Below are 18,162 nucleotides of genomic sequence, written 5' to 3' on the forward strand. Positions count from 1 at the left end.
GCTTGTCTTATTTGTCGGAGACGTCACTACAGACCTGTGGAAGGTTGGAGCTTCAGGTGCCGGAAGGAGACTTGCGCCGTATAACTTGTGCCGGGCATGAAAGGAGAACTCCATGCCGCAACCGCGAGTCACGACGGTACGCATGCGTCGACTCGGCGCCGAACTTCGCAAGTTGAGGGAGAGCGCCGGCTACACGATCGAGCAGGTCGCCGAGCACCTTGAATGCTCGCCCTCACGAGTGAGTCGGATCGAGACCGGCAAGGCACAGCCGCCCAAACAGCGCGAGCTACGCGACTTGCTGGAGTTGTTCGGCACGTCCGACGCCCGGATCCAGGACGCCCTCCTTCAACTCGCCCGGGAAGCGGCACAACCGGGGTGGTACAGCGAGTTCCAGGACGTTTTTCCGCCGCACTTCGGCTCCTACATCGGCTTGGAGAGCGAAGCCACGGAGCTGCGGCATTTCGACAACCAGCTCATCCACGGCCTACTGCAAACTCCCGAGTACGCACGCGAGGTGTTGCGGACGACTCTGCCTGGCGAGGCGCCCAAGACCATCGACCGGCTCCTGGAGCTCCGCCTCGCCCGGCAACAGCTCCTCGACCGCACCTTCCCGCAGTTCTCCCTATGGGTGATCTTTGACGAGAACGTACTGCGCAGGCAGATCGGGGACCCTCAGGTGATGCGCGAGCAGATACACCGGCTCCTCGAAGCGATCAAGACTCCCAACATCACTTTGCAGGTCCTACCCTTCGCTAAGGGTGGGCACGTCGGGCTCGATGGGCCCTTCTCGCTACTCGGCTTTCCCGAGCCCACCGACCCGGACGTCGTCTACGTAGAGAGTCAGGCCGGCAACGCTTACCTGGAGCAGCCGCATCAAGTGAACCGCATGAACACCAAGTTCAACCTGCTTGTGGCGTCGGCACTCGACCCTCGTGAAACGGCATCATTCCTGCGCAGCGCCGAAGAGGAGATTCAATGACTAACCAGCCCCCGTCCCCCCTCGCCTGGCGCAAGGCGACCGCCAGCCAAGGCAGCCAGGGCTGCGTCGAACTCGCTCCGCTCAAAGGGGGCATCGCTGTCCGCGACTCCAAGGACCCCGAAGGCCCGATGTTTCTTCTGAATCGCAATGGATGGCACCAACTGGCCGAGATGGCTAGCCACGGAGAGCTCGACCTTTAGCACCAGCGCATACAGAACGCCGTAACTCGTCCACATAGGTGGCCGCGTGTCGCAAAGTCCACTCAGCACCGGACACGCGGCCGCCCCATACACCAAGATCTAGGGCCATCCGCGCCGTTTGCCCACATCAGAAAGCTTTCATGGGGCCAACGCACCCTCCCCCGCCCATGAATACAGACGGTCACTCTCCGTAATCTTCGAGATGTCGCCCCAGGGACGGAGACGTTGGCTAGTGAGGCTTCAACGGCTTGATCTTGACGCGTTGACTGGGCATCATCGGGACGTTCCGAACAAAGAAGGCCGTGGGTTCGGCCGCTTCAGCCATCTCTTCAAGGATGAACGGCAGCGCCGCGAGGTATGCAGCCGAGATCGTCGCGATTAACAACAGCCCGCCGACCCCGGAGTCACGATGGCCGATCCAGTGCAGCCCGTTGTCGAAGAGACTCCGGCACTCCGCCGGGTCGACCAACTGCCTGCGGTCGCGCGTGATGATCGCATCGAACCCGTGCTCGGCCACGGTCGGGAAGAGGTCCCTGTCGTCAAAGCCTCTAACGCCGATCTCATTTGCCGAGACGAACTCGTGGTTGAAGAAGACGTGTCTGAGCGGCGGCAGGACGGCCTCGGTCTCATTTTCATCCAGGAAGAACCTCACGACGCCGCCCTTCGACGGGCAGCGATAACGTCGTACAGGTCCTTGGCATCGACGGCACCTTCAGGTGTCACGTTGGGATAGAAGCGCTGCACGTCTTCGGGCGAGATCTCGCCCCCGTCGAGAAGCTTCGCCACGCTGTCGAAGCCAACGCGAGTGTCCTTTATGGTGGGCCATCCACCCATCCGCGCTTCCTTGACCTCAAGGTTCGCGCGAGGACGCAGGAAGTCGACGACCTCGGCTCCCCGCCGGGTCTTGAACGGAGCGAACACGTCCTGCAAGTTCAGAACAGCCCGCTGCCCGGGCTTGCGTACAAGGTCGACCGACCGTTCGTCTTCGACGAAGTACACCGAGTCGCCGTCGGTGTGCAGTTGGTACTTCGCCGGGTGCTCGGTCAGGTCGAAGTCTTTCAGCTTGGCGACAGCCTTCCGGATGCGCTGGAGCGGGAGCTCGCTCCGCATCCTCACGAACGTGCGCAGCGCGACGAGATCTTGGAAGGAGTAGAGGGCAACTGGGCGTTGCTGGATCTCAGGACGCAGCAGCCCTGTCTGGCTCCAGCGCCGCAGCTGCCCCATGGATGCCCCGGTTAGGACAGAGGTGAGCTCTGCAGGAAAGGCCATTGACGATCACCTCCCTCCCACGGCCGCTCGTGTTCCTGTCTCCACCATGTCACCCGGCGGGCACCTCGTCATCGTTCCCTCGACCTGTGTTGAGAATCGTCAACGCACACCGCAGATACTCGTACCAACGCCAAGGAACGGCAGGTCTTGGCCCCTTGTGGACAGACCCGCCCATGGAGCTGGTGAGCGGCGAGACCTTTGGGTGGTCTGCCTGCTGGGTGAACAGGAACGTCAGGAACGGCGGTTACTGGCGGGCGCACTGGAGGTGATGGCGCGGACGGCGTCCCGGGCTGTTCGGGCGGCTCCGATGAGGGTGGCTGAGCCAGGGCCAGTCCAGTCGCCGTAGCCGAGGAGGTGCAGGCTTGGTTCGCCGAGGGTCTGGGTGCCGCCGTTGGTTGGGATTTGGCCTGTGTCGTCGCGAAGGCGGAGCGGGGTGAGGTGGCTGAGGGTGGGCCGGAAGCCGGTACACCAGATGATCGCGTCGCAGTCTTGGGTGTGATCGTCGCCCCATGCGATGCCGGTGGCGGTGAGGTGGGTGAACATCGGCCGGGCCTGCAGGACCCCCTTGTCGCGGGCCTGGCGGACTGAAGGGACCATGACGATGTCGCCGAGGCCGGCGATGCCGTCGGGGTCGCTCTGGCCGTTCTGCTGGGCGAGGTAGCGGCGGGTGGCCAGTTCGAAGAGGGCTCGGCCGTCCACGTCGTCGGGTAGGAAACGCGGTGGGCGCTGGGTCGTCCAGGTGGTGGTGGCATGGGGTGCGAGATCTGCGAGGATCTGCGCAGCGGAGTTGCCGCCGCCCACAATGACCACGTGCTGTCCGTGGAACTCCTCGGGCCTGCGGTATTGGACGGTGTGAAGTTGGTGGCCCCGGTAGTCGCGTTCGCCGGGGTAGTAGGGCAGGTAGGGGCGCCACCAGGTGCCGGTCGCACTGATCACGTGCCGGGCCCACCAGGAGCGGGTCGCGTCGTCCAGACGGAAGAGGCCGCCGTCCCGGTGAACGGCTTTGATCTGGACGGGACGGTTGACGGGGAGCTGGTAGCGCTTTTCGTAGGCCGTCAGGTAATCGACGACGTGGGCAGCGGGCGGGTTGCCAGGATGCTGTGAGGGCGGCATCGGCCAGCCAGGCAGGGAGCTGTAGCGGGCGGGCGAGAAGAGTCGAAGCGAACTCCAGGCGTGCGGCCAGGCCCCGCCGGGCTGTTCCTGGGCATCGAAGATGACGAAGTCCAGTTCGGCGCGACGGAGGTAATAGCCAGCGGCCAGTCCGGCCTGGCCACCGCCGATGACGGCGACGTCCAGGACGGAGTGAGACGAGGGGGGCCGGGTCACGCCTGCTCTGCCGCGGCATCGAGTTCGGCGGTGAGTCTCTCGATGAGGCCGCGGATCTCATCGCGAATGGGGCGGACGGCTCCGACGCCTTGGCCGGCGGGGTCGTCGAGTTGCCAGTCGAGGTAGCGCTTGCCGGGGAACACGGGGCAGGTATCGCCGCAGCCCATGGTGATGACGACGTCAGAGGCTTGGACGGCGTCGGCGGTGAGGACCTTGGGGATCTCGGAGGAGATGTCGATGCCCTCCTCGGCCATGGCCTGGACGACGGCGGGGTTGACCTGGTCGGCGGGTTGGGATCCGGCGGAGCGGACTTCGATGCGGTCGCCGGCGAGGTGGGTGAGGTAGGCGGCGGCCATCTGGGAGCGTCCGGCGTTGTGGACGCAGACGAACAGCACACTGGGCTTGTCAGGCATCTGGGCTCCATTGCAGGTCGAGGGCGGCGAGCAGGTCGATGACGAGCAGGTCGAGCTCGTCGCGGACACGCCGGAGCTCGTCCAGGGGCTGGCCGGCAGGGTCAGGGATGGTCCAGTCCAGGTAGCGGACGCCGGGCAGGAGGGCACACGCGCCGCCGCAGCCCAGCGTGATGACCAGGTCGGCGGCGCCGACCAGCTCATCGGTCAGCGGCTTGGGGAACTCGGCGGACAGATCCACGCCGATCTCGGCCATGACCTCGACGACGGCCAGTTCCAGTTCGGCCGCCGGTGCCGTGCCTGCCGAGCGTGCGTGCACACGGCCTCGTCCGTGGGCTATGGCGAGCGCCGCCGCCATCTGGGACCGTCCGGCGTTGGCGTCGCAGACGAACAGCACCTCGGGGACCGGCTTGGCGAGTCGGCCTTCGGCCTGGGCCAGGGCGGTGAGCCGCTCGGTGGCGAACCGCTCGGCCAGGACCACCAGGTAAGCGCCGATGCGCGAGGTGGATTGCAGCTGCTGGTAGGAGTCGATCACCAGACGCTTCACGGTGTCGACGGAGACCAGCCCATGGAAGCGGGCAGCCAGTCGCACGGCTGTGCGGTCGAAGACGGCCCGGTCGACGGTCGCGCTCATCGTCCGCTCTCCAACCGTTCGGGCGCCTTGGAGAAGCGGCGACGCAGCCAGAGCGAGACGTAGACGAGCCCGACCAGCACGGGCACCTCGATCAGCGGCCCGACGACGCCCGACAGGGCTTGGCCGGAGGTGACGCCGAAGGTTCCGATCGCGACCGCGATGGCCAGCTCGAAGTTGTTCCCGGCCGCGGTGAACGCCAGCGTCGCGGTGCGCGGGTAGGGCAGCCGGACGCCTCGGCCCAGGGCGAACGCACCGCCCCACATCAGCGCGAAGTAGACCAGCAGCGGGAGCGCGATCCGGGCGACGTCGCCGGGCTGGGACGTGATCGTCTTTCCCTGCAGGGCGAACAGGATCACGATGGTGAACAGCAGCCCGTACAGCGCGACCGGGCCGATGCGGGGAAGGAACCGCGACTCGTACCATTCGCGGCCGCGGGTCTTCTCGCCGAAACGCCGGGTGAGGTAGCCGGCCAGCAGCGGGATGCCGAGGAACACCAGCACGTTCACCACGATCTTGCCGGTGGAGAAGTGCAGGTCATCGGTGTCCAGCCCGAGCCAGCCGGGCAGGATCTGCAGGTAGAACCAGCCGAGTACGCCGAACGCGACGACCTGGAACACCGAGTTCAGCGCCACCAGCACCGCCGCGGCCTCCCGGTCGCCGCAGGCCAGGTCGTTCCAGATGATGACCATCGCGATGCAGCGCGCGAGCCCGACAATTATCAGTCCGGTGCGGTACTCGGGCAGGTCGGGCAGGAAGATCCAGGCCAGCGCGAACATCACGGCGGGTCCGACCAGCCAGTTCAACACCAGCGAGGAGACCATCAGACGGCGGTCGCCGGTGACGGTGTCGACCCGGTCGTAGCGCACCTTGGCCAGCACCGGATACATCATCACCAGCAACCCGAGCGCGATCGGCAGCGAGATCCCGCCCGCCTCGACCTTGCTCAGGGCGTCATCGAGTCCGGGAACGGCCCGTCCGAGGCCGAGGCCGATCGCCATCGCCATGATGATCCACACCGGCAGGAAGCGGTCCAGAGTCGACAGCCCTGCCACGACCTTGGGCTCGTTGCGATCGGCGGTGGCCTGCTTCGATTCGATGCCGGTCAAGTGCAGGGCCTCTTCCGCTGTTCGAGATTGGCCAGTCGTGCCGCCTCGGCCAGGCGAGTCAGCTGGACGGCCAGTCCGTCCAGGGCCTCTGGGCGCAGCCGGTAGTAGGTGTAGCGGCCACACGGCTCGGCGTCGACAAGGCCCGCCTCGCGAAGCGCGCGCAGGTGGTTGGAGATGTTGGTCTGCCTGGCCCCGGTCTCCTCGACCAGGTGACACGTGCACAGCGCCTCACCGGCGAGCAACGAAACGATCTGTGCTCGCAACGGATCTGCGAGCAGTCGTAGCACATCATTATTTACTGACGTCATCACAGACTGATACGTTAGCAGACGCGCGAACTATAGAGCCCTGCCGCCCAGAGCGATGCATCGGTCCAGCTGATGCATCTCGGTTCGAGGGGCGGCTCGCCCGAGTGGCAACACGAGTGATCAGTTCATCTGGGTCGCGGCAGCGGCCCGGGGGCATATACGAGGTGCCCCAGGGACCGGGGGCGCAGGGGTGAACCGACGCATTCTTCGAGTGACGGGGCGGTCTGACGATGCAAGCGCTCGATCTGCCGTTGATGCAATGGGGTGCCTGGAAGACGCCCTTCGTCTTCTTCACAGGCAAGGGCGGGGTGGGCAAGACGACCATCGCGGGTGCGGCGGCGGTCGCCTTGGCCGACGCGGGAAGGCGGGTATTGCTGGTCTGCACCGATCCGGCATCCAACCTTGATGACCTGTTCGACGCGAAGGTCGAGGCCGTCCCCGGCCCGGTTCCGGGCGTGGCAGGGCTCGAAGCGATGAACATCGACCCTGAAGCGGCAGCGGCCTCCTACCGTGAGCGAGTCGTCGCTCCTTACCGCGGGATAGTGAGCGAGCAGGAGTTGCGCGGAATCGAGGAGCAACTGGCGGGCGAATGCACGGTCGAGGTGGCGGCGTTCGATCGATTCACCCAGCTGATCGTCCGTCCCGAGTCGGCGGAGCGGTACGACCACATACTGTTCGATACGGCCCCGACGGGGCACACGCTGCGGCTGATGAACCTGCCCAACGCCTGGTCGGAGTTCATACAGACCAGTGCTGCGGGGGCCAGTTGCCTCGGACCGCGCTCGGGACTTCAGGCACAGCGCGAGCAGTACCAGCAGGCCGTGACGCAGCTCGCGGACCCGACTCGGACAACACTGGTTCTGGTCAGCCGCCCAGATCCCGCGTCCCTGCGCGAGGCCGGTCGCGCGGGTGACGAGCTCGCTTCCGAGGGCATCGGCAACCAGTGGTTGATCGTCAACGGCCTGCTCGCCTCGCCAGCACCCGGTGACCCTGTTGCACGAGCACTGGCCCTCCATCAGAGGGTGGCACTGGAGAACCGCCCGTCTGACCTGCGGACGTTGCCTGTATCTGCTGTTCCTCTGATCGCTTATGAGCTGATCGGCGTTCCGGCCTTGCGGGCGCTGGCGGCAGAACCGGTCCCTCATGCGCTCCGGCCGCCTGGGGGTTCGGAATCGCACGTCTCAACCCCCGCAGCGGCGGGCGGCGAGCCGCTGCCCCTGCCAACCCTGGACGCCCTTGTTGAGGATTTGGACGCCGGTCAGGCAGGAGCGGTCCTGGTGATGGGCAAAGGCGGCGTCGGCAAGACCACGATTGCCGCTGCCCTCGCCGTCGGTCTGGCCAGGCGGGGCCACCCGGTGCACCTGTCCACCACCGACCCTGCGGGGCGGCCCGGCGACCTGTTCACCGGAGAGGTGCCTCGCCTTCTAACTCTCAGCCGCATCGATCCGGACGCCGAATTGGCCGACTACACCGCCGGACGGCTCCGTGCCGCCGAGCATCTGAGCCCTGAACGGCGCGCTCTACTGGAAGAAGATCTCCGTTCCCCGTGTACCCAGGAGATGGCGGTCTTCCGTGCGTTCTCTACGCTGCTGTCCAGGGCCCGGCGCCAACTAGTAATCGTGGACACCGCCCCGAGTGGCCACACACTGCGCCTGCTGGACCTCACTGGCTCTTATCACCGCCAGGTCATGGGCGACCTGGAGCATGTGGGCGGCCGTGCAACCACAGCGCTCATGCGCTTGCAAGACCCGTCTCAGACTCGCGTGCTCATCGTCACGCTCGCCGAAGCCACGCCGGTGTCCGAAGCCGCAGCGCTGCAAAACGATCTGCAGCGCGCCGGCATCGAACCCTACGGTTGGATCATCAACGCCACCCTCACAGGTACGGCAACCCGGGATCCCGTCCTGCGTGCGCGCGCCGCCCTGGAACGCCCGCATGTGCACCGCGTACGAGATCAACTCGCCGCCCGCGCCTGGCTGCTGCCCTGGCACCCCGAATCCCTTGTAGGCCAGGAACCTCTGGCCGCGCTCGTCACCGCGTGACCGCCTCCAACGTCCAGCGGCTGAGCCGATCACCTGCTGACGCCAGCGCCGCTGCGGCCCGCTTGGTCGGTCAGGTGGCAGCCTGGCGTGTGGCCCGATCGTGTAGATCGTCTGCCCGTGCTCCAGGAACACTGCCGATGGCCAGCACGGCGGCGAGTATCGCCGTGCCGGCGAGTGCGGCGAACAGGGCCGGGTAACCGCCGAAGGTCGCAGCGAGGGCGGCTCCTGCGGCGGGGGCGATGGCTCCGGCCGTGGTAACAGGCGCGGCCATGACGCCTGACAGGGAGCCATAGGCGGCGGTGCCCCAGCGGTCGGAGACGGCGGTGGCCTGCAGAAGCGTGGCGATGCCGCGTGTGGTGCCGGCCAGGACGGCGACGGCTATGAGCACAGGCACGGGTCCGGGAAGCCCGGCCAAGGCGATGGTGGTGGCAGCCGAGCAGAGGAGGATCAGCACAGTGCGGGCACGGACTGTGGTTACGCGGGTGAGGGTGCCGTAGCCAAGGCGTCCGGCGACTTGGCCGATGCCGCCGAGGCCGAGTGCCCAAGCAGCGATGCTGCTGGAGGCGCCGCGCGAGGTGAGCAGGGGGATGAGGTTGGTCAGCACGGCGTACATGGAGAACGCCGACAGGGTGAGCGCAGCGGTCAGGAGAAGGAACGGTGCGCCGCGGACCACCATGTTCACCTGGTCGTGTCCGATTTTGGCGCGGCCGGTGCCGGTTTCGGGGGGCGGGGGCCAGGGACGACGCAGGGCGAAGTAGTGCAGTGGGATGGTCACGACGGCAAGGACGACGGCGAGGACCAGGTAGACGGTTCGCCAGGACATCTCCGCTGCAAGAGCATCGGTCAGGGGGGCGAAGACGGTGCTGGCGAGCCCGGCGACAAGGGTCAGGGTGGTCAGCGCCCCGAGGTGACGGGGTGCGTAGTAGCGGGTGAGCGCGGCGAAGGCGGGTTGGTAGAGCACGGCGCTCATAGCTGCACCGGCCAGCATCCACGCGGCGACGAACCAGAACAGGTTCGGTGCTGCGGCCATGCCGAGGACCGCCAGCACGCCCAGTAGGGAGCCTCCGGTCATGAGCAGCCGGGGGCCGTGCCGGTCGAGCGCTCGCCCGATGGGAATGCCGCCGAGGGCTGCAAGGACGAGTGCGGCGGAGAACGCCGCGGTGATGGCACCGGTCGACCAGCCGGTGTCGTGATTGATGTCGGGGGCCAGGACGGGAAAGGCGTAGTAGAGGATGCCCCAGCTGGTGATTTCGGTGACACACAGCGCGATCAGAGGGACGCGGGTGACCGCACCGTTGGCGGTGGCGCCGCTCGGGCTGCTGGGAGCGGTGGTGCCGGTGCCGGCGACGGGATCGTCCGTCGCCGGCAACGGCTCTGGCGTCGATGGTTCGTGAGACACCGGTCAGTTGTCGCCGCGTTCGGTCTCGCCGGAGTAGCCGTGGACGCTTCCGGTCGCGAAGCCCAATCCGGCGGGAGCGCCGATGCCGATGGTGACTGGCTCGGGCGCCGATCCACCGCAGCACGATCCGCCTCCCGTTTCGCCTGCGGTGACCGCGGCCGGTATCTCGGCGGGCTCGGTGCCGCAGGAGGTCCCGCAGCCATCGCCCGCGGCGGCGCCGGGCAGCTGGTCCTTAGTGATGAGGTTGGTGGAGCAGACGCCGGTTTCGGGGAGGTCGAGCTCGACGGCGTCGGCCGCGGCACGGTCTCCAGCGAGCGCGGCGACGACGGAGCGGACCTGCTCGTATCCGGTTGCCATTAGGAAGGTTGGGGCGCGGCCGTAGCTCTTCATCCCGACCAGGTAGAAACCAGTCTCGGTATGGGCGAGGTCGCGTTCGCCGTGCGGCGGAACGGTGCCGCAAGAGTGGAAGTTGGGGTCGATCATCGGCGCGAGCCGCACCGGCGCCTCGGTAGCCGGGTCGAGTTCCACCCGGACTTCGCGGAGCATGTCCAGGTCAGGACGGAAACCGGTGGCCGCCACCAGGGCGTCGGCCTCAATGACGCGCTCGCCGTCCGGGGTCACGCCGATGACCTTCACAGGACCGGCAGCCGGGCCGGCGTTGGGGCTGGCGAAGCCGGTGATGGTGAAGCTGCGCACCAGATCGATCTCGCCGCCTTCCACAGCAGCCTTGAGACGGGTGCCGAGCGCGCCGCGGGCGGGGAGGCCGTCGGCGTCGCCACCGCCGTACAGGCGGGCGACCGAGGCGCTGCGCACGGCCCAAGTGATGCGGGTGCCGGGTGCGGTCTTGGCGAGTTCAGCGAGAGACAGCAGCGTGTTGGCGGCCGAATGGCCCATGCCGACAACGAGGGTGTGCTTGCCGGCGAAGCGGTCGCGGTCACGGCCCAGCACGTCCGGCAGCGGGCCGGTCAGGTAGGGGCCGGCCTGGTCCTCGCCGGGAGCTGGGAGGCCGGAGTGGCCGAGCGGGTTGCTGCGGCCCCAGGTACCCGAGGCGTCGATGACGGCGCGGGCGGTCAGGTCGGTGACGGTGCCATCCGGTCCGATGGTGCGGACGAGCAGCGGCTGCTCGTCGCGTCCGACGGTGCGGGTCACGTCCACGCCCCGGCGGGCCACCGCGACCACGCGGGTGCCGGTGCGGATCCGGACGGCCAGCTCGGGCACCTCCGCCAGGGGCGTCAGGTAGTCGCGGACCAGCTCGGCGCCGGTCGGCAACGTCTCCGGATCGGGCAACGTCCACCCGGTGGGCTCCAGGAGACGCCGTGCGGCGGCGTCAGTGTCGTACCGCCACGGTGAGAACAGCCGGACGTGCCCCCAGTCGGAGATCGCCGCCCCGACGCTGTCGCCTGCCTCCAGCACGAGGAATTCCAGCCCTCGTTCGGCCAGATGCGCGGCGGCGGCGAGGCCCACCGGCCCTGCACCGATGACCACCACGGGCAGATCGTGGGCGCCGTCCTGGTCGTTGACGCAGCCGCAGCCGACAGCGGTCTTTGCTTCGAGCACGGTGATCGCCGGGTCCAGGGACTGCTCGGTGTCACTGCAGCAGCTGCTGACACCGCAGCAGCTGCCTGCGGTGTCGTCGTCGGCAGGCTGCGGAGCCTCGGTGCTCTCGCTCATCAGTTCTCCTCGCTGCGTTGCGTGGTAGTCGTCAGGATGGACTTTGCCAAGGGCTCGTCAGGGTCAGAGCCGGGCGCGGTGCGCGGCCGTGGCGATCCGGTCGCGGTGGGCAGCGGCGCGGCAGGCGCTCGCGCAGACTTCGCCGCGGTCGTCGCTGAAGGTGATCCGCCCGCTCGCGCGGACGGTCTGGGCGGCGATCCGGCTGAGCAACGTCTCCATCCCGACTCCTGATTAGATGGACTTCTAAGTAGTCGCTAGTTTGCCTCGCTGCCTAGATAGATGTCAAATTAGAGACATGTCTAACTTGATGGATCTGGAAGACGTCACCGCCTCGGCGTGCTGCGCTCCGCTGAGCGGGCCGGCGTTGGGCGAGGACGATGCCGCAGAGCTGGCGGGAGTGTTCAAAGCGCTGTCGGACCCAGTGCGGCTCCGGCTGCTGAACATGATCGCCTCTGCTGATGCCGGCGAGGCGTGCGTGTGCGACCTGACCGGCGCCTTCGAGTTGACCGCCCCGACCATCTCCCACCACCTCAAAGTGCTCCGCCAGGCCGGGCTGATCGACGGGGAACGTCGAGGAACCTGGGTGTACTACCGGGTCGTCCCACAGCGGCTCACCCGGCTCTCCGGCCTCTTCGCCCTGCCCCATCTCACCTCGGCCTGACCCTCTCCCGACGACTCACGTGTACTTGCGGAGCCTGTTGAGGACGTAACGGGCATCTGCGCCGACGCCGCGCAAGGTGGCCGATGCGAACGAACGCTGCCACTCCAAGCCGACGTAGCCCAGGCCTGGATGAGTGATGGAGATGCCGCCCCGGTGCAGCGGCCGGCCCTCGTCATCGAGGGCGCCCAGCGCGTCGAGGTATCCCACGCCGGGACGGAACCCTGTGGCTAGCAGAACTACGTCGACGCGATCGCGCACCCCGTCCTGCCACACCACGTGATCGCCATCCAGTCTGGTGAACATAGGGCGGCGGTCTGGATTGCCGGTAGCGATCCGCGCCCGGTAGACGCCCGTGTCCAGCACCGGCGTCCCTTTGCCACCGGTGAGTAGCGGACGCGCCCACCCAGCCCCGTCCAGGCCGGTCCGCTGCAGCCACAGGTGCATGTCGACGCCGAGCACACGCTGCGGCATGAAACGCAACGGATGCCGGGTGGCCAGCGTGACGCGCGATTGCGCGGCCAACTCGATGGCGATCTGGACCGCCGAGTTGCCGCCGCCCACGATCACGACCCGCTGTCCGGCGAACTCCTCGGGCCGCCGGTACTGCGACGAATGAAGCATTCTGCCGGTAAACGACCCCAGCCCTGGCAGGTCGGGACGGTACGGGCGACTGAACGCTCCGGTCGCAGCGATGACGATCGGTGCGGCGAAACTGTCTCCGTTCTCGGTCGCGACCTCGAACATCCGCCCGCGCGCCGTGGCGGCCTCCGCAGCGACCTTCGCCACGCGGTGACCGGTCCGAACATCGATGTCGAGCCGTTCGGCGTACCGGGCCAGGTAGGCGATGACCTCATCGCGGGTCGGGTAACCGTTCGGGTCGCCAGGGAACGGAGCGCCTGGCAGGGCGCTGCGGCGGGCCGGAGAGAACAGCGTGAGGCTGTCGTAGTACCGCGGCCATGACCCGGTCGTCGACTGCGCGGCTTCCAGGACCAAGGGGCTCAGGCCGAGCCCGCGGGCGACCTGGGCAGTGGCGAGACCGGCCTGGCCGCCCCCGATGATGATGGTGTTGGAACGCTGAGGCATGGGCTCAACATAACATCATTTCATGAAATGTTAATATGTTGGCCTGAGGTAGAGGAGGAACAGGTGCCTGACCAGGCCACAAGCAGCTCGCTCCCCGAGCCGGAGCTCAGATGCGGAGCCGTCGTCGAGCCTCCGAGCGAGAAGCTGCGCGAGTTCCTCAGGGGCCTGGCTAGCGAGCAGCGGCAGCAGATGCTCGAACTGTTCGCCGGCGGTGTTGAGCTGACCGTCGGCACCGTTGCCGAACGCCTGGGCGTCGGCCAGTCCAACGCCTCCCAGCAACTCGCAGTACTGCGCCGCGGCGGCCTGCTCACCTCCCGCAAGGACGGCAAGCAAGTCCGCTACCGCGTCGACACCCGCTCAGTAGAGCGATCCCTCACTGAACTCCAGGCCTACTTGCGAACCTGCTGCCCACCCCAAGATGACAACGCAGCCGACGCGTGAGTCCGCGACGATGATCGGTCATCTGTCCAAGGAGAGGGTGGAGCACTTCACCTTCCTCCGGCCGCAAGACCGTTGAGGTCGGGCGACATGTGCACTGCTCGTTCGAGCGCCTTTTGCGGCTGAGGAAAGCAAGCTTGATGCAGGCGTCACGGCGTTGGATGGTGCTGGATTGGCGGATGCTACGGGCGGGTGGGTCGCCGGGCAACCGTTGGCATGGACATGAGCCTGATGAAGCCGTCGTCCTTCGACAGTGGTGCAAGGCGAGCTGGCTCGGGCAGCTGCGCGGCGTTCGTTGAGGACTCGCTGTCGCGTGTGAACTCCACAGTTGCCACCGTGGGAGTCGACAGTGCGATGACGACGACTTGGCCTCGTTGGTTACTCAGGAGTTCGCGGACGTCTGCGGCGCCGCCGTCGTAAGTGATCAGGACACGCCGGGAGACTGTCTGACGCCGTAGGAAGGCGCGTGTTTGCTCCAGGCCTTCGGTCAGCTCCAAGCCGGGGATCCGATCCTCTTGCAGGGTGCCGATATCTATCCCGAGTAGTCGCCGTGCGTCTGGTCGACTCAGGACGAACTCGGTAGTGGCTCCGGGCCGACTACTCAGGGCATCCATGACGAGGCGGCGGGCGGCGTCCTCGGCTGCTGGGCCCTCAGGTGACTCCCCCGTCGTGGCGAGCGGGACATTCTCAGGCGGGTCGGCGGGGGCCGGTGACATCGGTTTGGGCTCAGGTCGAAAACGTCGCTTCTTCTGACCGAACATAGATTTTGCCGTCGAGACGAGGGGCCGTCGGTATCTGCTCAGGAAGACGGCAGCGCCGAGGAGGACGGCTAGTGCACAGGCTCCCGTCCCAATGATCGCCCACGGCCTGCGGCCGTCTGGTTGTGTGCGTGCGGTTGGGATGGCCGTGTGGACCGACGGGCCAGCGGAGGGCACGGGTTCAGGCTGGAGTGTGTTCGGCTGCTTCTTGGCGGTGGGTGCCTGTGATCCTGGTGGCAGCTCCCCTTGCGTTCGATCCGGTGGCTGGCTGCGGCCGGTAGCACCGGTTGTGGGTGCCTTCCCGGGCGGCGTCGGGGTCGACTCGTGCTTCTTGAAAGGTAGGCGACGAGGCTTCGAGGTCTGGTGGTGACGGGGCCGTTTGGTTGCCTTGGGTATGGAATCGCGGAAGACGTCGCCCCAGTCGGGGTCGCGGCCGGTTTTGAGGCTTCGCAAGACTTCCTTGCGAGCACGGCGGCAAACCTCCTTCTTGTCGACGTACCTGCTGGCGATTGGACCGATCGGAGCACATTTCGCCACCTGCTGGACGGCGATCGGGCCAGTGTCCTGGTGCTGAGCAAGCGGTGCGGCAGTACAGAGGAGGACGCCGGAGCTGACGAGGGATGCGCCTAATAGGCTCGCTGCTCTGCGCCTTCGGGCTTGTGTTCGGCTCTCGCGATTTGCATTGCCTCGGCCTTGTCGGAGCGGGTCGCTGGCGGCTGCGGCGTCACGCATTCGGGCCTCGGCCGCGGAGGTTGCTCTGGGAGCCGCCGAGTGGTGGTCTGAATCCAGGCTTCCGTGCGGTGCTGGGCGGACGTGAGTGATTGGCTGGCCATCTCATCGCCGCGAACACTGCGATGGGCCAGGCGAGGACGGTCGCGCAGCAGATCAGGTTGCTCAGGATGATGTAGCCAATGTCGTCGGCACCTCGTATGAGCGCGATGAGCGTCGGCAGGACAGCGAGGAACGCCAGAAGCCCGACCAGTCCGAGCCAGAAGAACGCGCTGCTCTGGATGGCGATCATCATCTTCCCTTCGGTTAGAGATTCCGCCGGCGGTTGCGCTCGGGGATCTGTGGCTGGGTCCGGCGAGCGGCTGGGGCGTCCAAGGGTTGGTTCGAGCTCATCTCCAGAGCCTCGTCGATGGAGAGAGGGAAGTCTTCAGCGGCCCGCTCCACGTCCGAGCCCCGGCTGGGGTCCTGCCGAGGGGTCGCCGGGACGGCCTTGAGGATGATGTGTTCGGGCAGGTTGGTCGTGAGCTCCAGGATCGTGCGCAACTCTTCGGGCTGAGGCTCACGTCCCTGAAGGTTGAGGCTGTTCCTCAGCTTGTCCGCGATCTGGCTTGCGCGCAGTTCTTGCCGGACTTCCTCCCACTCGCCGCGGTCGGGGCCGTGGGCTCGTGCAGCCCACTCGGCGCCTGTGCCTTCGTGCAGTTCTCGTTGTTGGGGCCCAGGGTCGCCAGGGCGAACGTTTGGATCCCGCGTGAAGAAGGGTGCGGCTTGGGCCATGGCGTCGAGCGAGTCCATGCCTTCACTGCGGAAGCGGTCGTAGTGGCTCATCCCATGCGGATGAAGGCGGCGGAGCCGTTCCTCGCATTTGCGCACGGCGAGGGCCGCCGAGACGTTCCCCGAGGCGTACGGGACGGCGGCTCCCCATGCTTCGGCGACCTTGAGCAAGTTCGCCTGGCGGAGCCATTTGCTGTCGTGGGCGCGCCCCCAGCGCGATCGGGCCTCGGACATCGCTGTCCTTTGAGCTCTGGCCTCTTCCCGCTGAGCCTGTTGGTCCTGGGCTTGCTGGACGACCTTTAACTGGTGCCGACGATGGGCGAGAGCTTGTTGGACTCCGACGGCTGCGGAGACGACCTGGACGAGGCGCTGTCCGCCGTGCTGGAGTCCTTCGTTGATTGGGTCAGGGTGTTGCTGGTTCACGTCGTCCTCCGATGGTGGCCTTTCGGCGATGTCGTGGGAGAGGAGCGTTGGGCGCCGCGGTTCTGCTGGGCGAGGGGTGGAGGCCGCGGTGACGAGGCACCCGGATCGAGGTCCGGGCTGATCGCTCCGGCGACCAGGGCGGTGATGTCCGCCGGGTCCATGCCCGTGCGTGCCGCGACGCGGTCGACCTGGCGGGCGATCTGGTTGGGTGGCAGTTGAGCGATCTGTGCTGCGGCGGCTTGGGCGGCGGCCAACCGGGACTCAACGAACTCCAGCGCTCCCCCGAACCGCTGGATTTTCTCATCTATGACCAGGTCAGCGAGGGGAATTACGGAAAGTAGCGCCTCGCGGACGGCGAACTGGCTCGCTGGTGACAGGAGGTCGCCTGGGTCGCGGCCTGTTGGAAGGAGGACCGCTTCGATAGGCCCTGCGATCGTGTGGAGGGTGCGCCAGGCCCGAACCGCTCCGGCTCGTCCAGCATTGTCACCGTCGAGCGCGATCACCAGCCCGGACGTGGGCCCGTCAGCGTGGGCCGCGATCGACTCAACGTGCGCGGTGGTGATGGCTGTGCCGCAGGGAGCGACCGCAGCGTAGACGGCCGGTAGGGCGACATTGACCGCGATCGCATCGAGCGGTCCCTCAACGAGGAGAGGACGGCAGGTGGTCGCGAGCTGGGCACGGCTTTCGTGCAGGCCGAACAGTACTTCGCGCTTGTGGAAGAGAGCCGTATCGGGTGTGTTGAGGTACTTCGGTCCTGGGGCTTCGTCACGTCGGCGACCGATGAAGCCGATGATCTCTCCGGTTCGGTCTCGGAGCGGGAACAGGATTCGGTCCCGGAACACGTCGAGGAGTTCGCCGCCGTCTCTCTCTTTCGCCAGGCCGGCGTCGATGATCGTCTGGTCTTGATGTCCCAGACCACGCAGATGTTGGAGCAGCGCACGACCGGCACGTGGTGCGAGGCCCAGTTCCCATCGCTCCTGGACCACAGCGTTGAAGCCGCGGTCCGCGAGGTAGCGGGCACCCCAGCTTCCTGGCAGGGCCCGCCGGAAGAAGTGATGCGCGTCGGTGAGCGCTGCTCGGAGGGCCGAGTCGTCTCGTGTTGCAGTCGTCTGAGGACTCTCGGCAGGGCTGACAGCTGAGGTTGAGACGGAACTGATTAGCGGACCAGCGAGCGCGTCCAGGCGTCGTCGGAGTCGTGTGCTCGTTCTGACGAGCTGGTCGCCGACGACGCGGACCGCGGAAGATGAGTTCGTCCGGGCGTCCGTCCCGGCCCATCGCTCCGTCGGCGGGAAGCGAAGATGTGAGACGTCCAGCCCGAGGTCGGCCAGGATGAGGTAAGCGACCGAATCCGCGAACACGCGCCGGGCCCCCAGGCATGGCGCAGCATTCCTGGTGGCCTCATCGAGCAGGCCACCAGGCCCAATGCCGTGGGCGAGTTGGTGCACGAGCCGCGACGCTGCGGAGATGTCGTCAAGTTCTGGAGCGAGTTGGATGCGTCGCCCCGGGCGCCCGAGGTAAGTCCAGTCCTGTCCACGGTCCACGTAAAAGCCGAGGTCGGCAGCCAGCCGAGAGAGCTTCTGCAGGGCTTCCGCGGGAGGGAACGACTCCTTTGTGATCGGCTCGCCGTCGGTCTGCTCGATATCGAAGACCGCGCGAGGGTTGCCGCGCATGGAGATGATCCGGATGCCGGTTTCGCCACGGCGCACTTGTCGTCCGTGTTCCTGCCATGCGTCGTATGAGCGGACGTCGGTCGCCGAGCGACGCTGGGCTGGGATGAGCAGGGTGTTGATGAATCCATAACGCCCGTGCCGGCTCGCGTCGCGGAGCCAGGCATCCCACGCCAGGCTTCCGTCGACGAGGCGGTAGGTGTCAAGTCAAACGAGACAGGGGCAAGTGATCGTTAGGCGGCGCGTTTCTCCTGGTCAGGACTGGTCTGGTCGGTGGTGTCTTCGTCG

19 protein-coding genes are annotated in these 18,162 nt (G+C 67.0%); 5 read left to right on the forward strand and 14 right to left on the reverse strand.

Translation table 11 applies throughout. The features are described from left to right. The first annotated feature begins 112 nt into the window (after window positions 1-112). Window positions 113-979, forward strand: coding sequence for a helix-turn-helix domain-containing protein (locus CHC11_RS38530; protein ID WP_089316847.1), 867 nt, complete (start codon window positions 113-115; stop codon window positions 977-979). Next, window positions 976-1,179, forward strand: coding sequence for a DUF397 domain-containing protein (locus CHC11_RS38535; RefSeq protein WP_089316848.1), 204 nt, complete (start codon window positions 976-978; stop codon window positions 1,177-1,179). Before CHC11_RS38530 ends, CHC11_RS38535 begins: the two co-directional genes overlap by 4 nt. A 229-nt stretch (window positions 1,180-1,408) precedes the next feature. Here the strand turns inward: CHC11_RS38535 and CHC11_RS38540 are convergent, their stop codons facing one another. The 7 genes from CHC11_RS38540 to CHC11_RS38570 all read right to left on the reverse strand — a co-directional run bounded on the left by CHC11_RS38540 (window position 1,409) and on the right by CHC11_RS38570 (window position 6,232). Then, window positions 1,409-1,831 (reverse strand): PIN-like domain-containing protein, encoded by a 423-nt coding sequence (locus CHC11_RS38540; protein ID WP_089316849.1) that lies wholly within the window; start codon window positions 1,829-1,831, stop codon window positions 1,409-1,411. After that, complete coding sequence (locus tag CHC11_RS38545; protein WP_089316850.1) at window positions 1,828-2,448, reverse strand: DUF433 domain-containing protein; 621 nt, start codon at window positions 2,446-2,448, stop codon at window positions 1,828-1,830. The genes CHC11_RS38540 and CHC11_RS38545 overlap by 4 nt, the downstream gene beginning before the upstream one ends. Window positions 2,449-2,679: 231 nt before the next feature. Then, window positions 2,680-3,774 carry an ArsO family NAD(P)H-dependent flavin-containing monooxygenase gene (locus CHC11_RS38550; protein WP_089316851.1) on the reverse strand — a complete coding sequence of 365 codons (1,095 nt, stop codon included), beginning with the start codon at window positions 3,772-3,774 and terminating at the stop codon, window positions 2,680-2,682. Then, entirely contained in the window at window positions 3,771-4,187 is a 417-nt protein-coding gene (locus CHC11_RS38555; protein WP_089316852.1) for an arsenate reductase ArsC, read from the reverse strand. The genes CHC11_RS38550 and CHC11_RS38555 overlap by 4 nt, the downstream gene beginning before the upstream one ends. Further along, complete coding sequence (locus tag CHC11_RS38560; RefSeq protein ID WP_089316853.1) at window positions 4,180-4,818, reverse strand: arsenate reductase ArsC; 639 nt, start codon at window positions 4,816-4,818, stop codon at window positions 4,180-4,182. Before CHC11_RS38560 ends, CHC11_RS38555 begins: the two co-directional genes overlap by 8 nt. Then, entirely contained in the window at window positions 4,815-5,915 is a 1,101-nt protein-coding gene (gene arsB / locus CHC11_RS38565) for an ACR3 family arsenite efflux transporter (RefSeq protein ID WP_281258441.1), read from the reverse strand. The genes CHC11_RS38560 and arsB overlap by 4 nt, the downstream gene beginning before the upstream one ends. 5 nt (window positions 5,916-5,920) lie before the next feature. Next, on the reverse strand, window positions 5,921-6,232 hold the full coding sequence (locus CHC11_RS38570; protein ID WP_218826432.1) for an ArsR/SmtB family transcription factor: 312 nt from the start codon (window positions 6,230-6,232) through the stop codon (window positions 5,921-5,923). Window positions 6,233-6,462: 230 nt separating this feature from the next. On the opposite strand from CHC11_RS38570, the gene arsA reads away from it, so the two are divergent. Then, entirely contained in the window at window positions 6,463-8,274 is a 1,812-nt protein-coding gene (gene arsA / locus CHC11_RS38575; RefSeq protein ID WP_281258440.1) for an arsenical pump-driving ATPase, read from the forward strand. Window positions 8,275-8,344: 70 nt separating this feature from the next. Here the strand turns inward: arsA and CHC11_RS38580 are convergent, their stop codons facing one another. The 3 genes from CHC11_RS38580 to CHC11_RS41845 all read right to left on the reverse strand — a co-directional run bounded on the left by CHC11_RS38580 (window position 8,345) and on the right by CHC11_RS41845 (window position 11,563). After that, window positions 8,345-9,643, reverse strand: coding sequence for an MFS transporter (locus tag CHC11_RS38580; RefSeq protein ID WP_218826433.1), 1,299 nt, complete (start codon window positions 9,641-9,643; stop codon window positions 8,345-8,347). Window positions 9,644-9,676: 33 nt separating this feature from the next. Beyond that, complete coding sequence (locus CHC11_RS38585; protein WP_089316856.1) at window positions 9,677-11,344, reverse strand: FAD-dependent oxidoreductase; 1,668 nt, start codon at window positions 11,342-11,344, stop codon at window positions 9,677-9,679. Window positions 11,345-11,407: 63 nt separating this feature from the next. Next, window positions 11,408-11,563: a hypothetical protein gene (locus CHC11_RS41845; protein WP_179279225.1), complete on the reverse strand. Its 156-nt coding sequence runs from the start codon at window positions 11,561-11,563 to the stop codon at window positions 11,408-11,410. A 76-nt stretch (window positions 11,564-11,639) separates the two neighbouring features. Between CHC11_RS41845 and CHC11_RS38590 the strand changes: the two genes are divergently transcribed. Next, entirely contained in the window at window positions 11,640-12,005 is a 366-nt protein-coding gene (locus tag CHC11_RS38590; protein ID WP_089316857.1) for an ArsR/SmtB family transcription factor, read from the forward strand. Window positions 12,006-12,020: 15 nt separating this feature from the next. Here CHC11_RS38590 and CHC11_RS38595 read toward each other — a convergent pair whose 3' ends face one another. Then, on the reverse strand, window positions 12,021-13,088 hold the full coding sequence (locus tag CHC11_RS38595; protein ID WP_089316858.1) for a flavin-containing monooxygenase: 1,068 nt from the start codon (window positions 13,086-13,088) through the stop codon (window positions 12,021-12,023). Window positions 13,089-13,151: 63 nt separating this feature from the next. Between CHC11_RS38595 and CHC11_RS38600 the strand changes: the two genes are divergently transcribed. Continuing rightward, window positions 13,152-13,529 carry an ArsR/SmtB family transcription factor gene (locus tag CHC11_RS38600; RefSeq protein WP_245920280.1) on the forward strand — a complete coding sequence of 126 codons (378 nt, stop codon included), beginning with the start codon at window positions 13,152-13,154 and terminating at the stop codon, window positions 13,527-13,529. A gap of 1,479 nt (window positions 13,530-15,008) precedes the next feature. Here the strand turns inward: CHC11_RS38600 and CHC11_RS38605 are convergent. The 3 genes from CHC11_RS38605 to CHC11_RS38615 form a co-directional block, all read right to left on the reverse strand. Then, window positions 15,009-15,308 carry a hypothetical protein gene (locus tag CHC11_RS38605; RefSeq protein ID WP_089316860.1) on the reverse strand — a complete coding sequence of 100 codons (300 nt, stop codon included), beginning with the start codon at window positions 15,306-15,308 and terminating at the stop codon, window positions 15,009-15,011. Between the two features lie 11 nt (window positions 15,309-15,319). Continuing rightward, window positions 15,320-16,018, reverse strand: a complete 699-nt coding sequence (locus CHC11_RS38610; protein WP_143227470.1) for a hypothetical protein — start codon at window positions 16,016-16,018, stop codon at window positions 15,320-15,322. Window positions 16,019-16,203: 185 nt separating this feature from the next. Then, on the reverse strand, window positions 16,204-18,051 hold the full coding sequence (locus CHC11_RS38615) for a toprim domain-containing protein (RefSeq protein WP_281258442.1): 1,848 nt from the start codon (window positions 18,049-18,051) through the stop codon (window positions 16,204-16,206). Window positions 18,052-18,162 lie beyond the last annotated feature (111 nt).

Source organism: Actinomadura mexicana (assembly GCF_900188105.1).
Lineage (GTDB): Bacteria > Actinomycetota > Actinomycetes > Streptosporangiales > Streptosporangiaceae > Spirillospora > Spirillospora mexicana.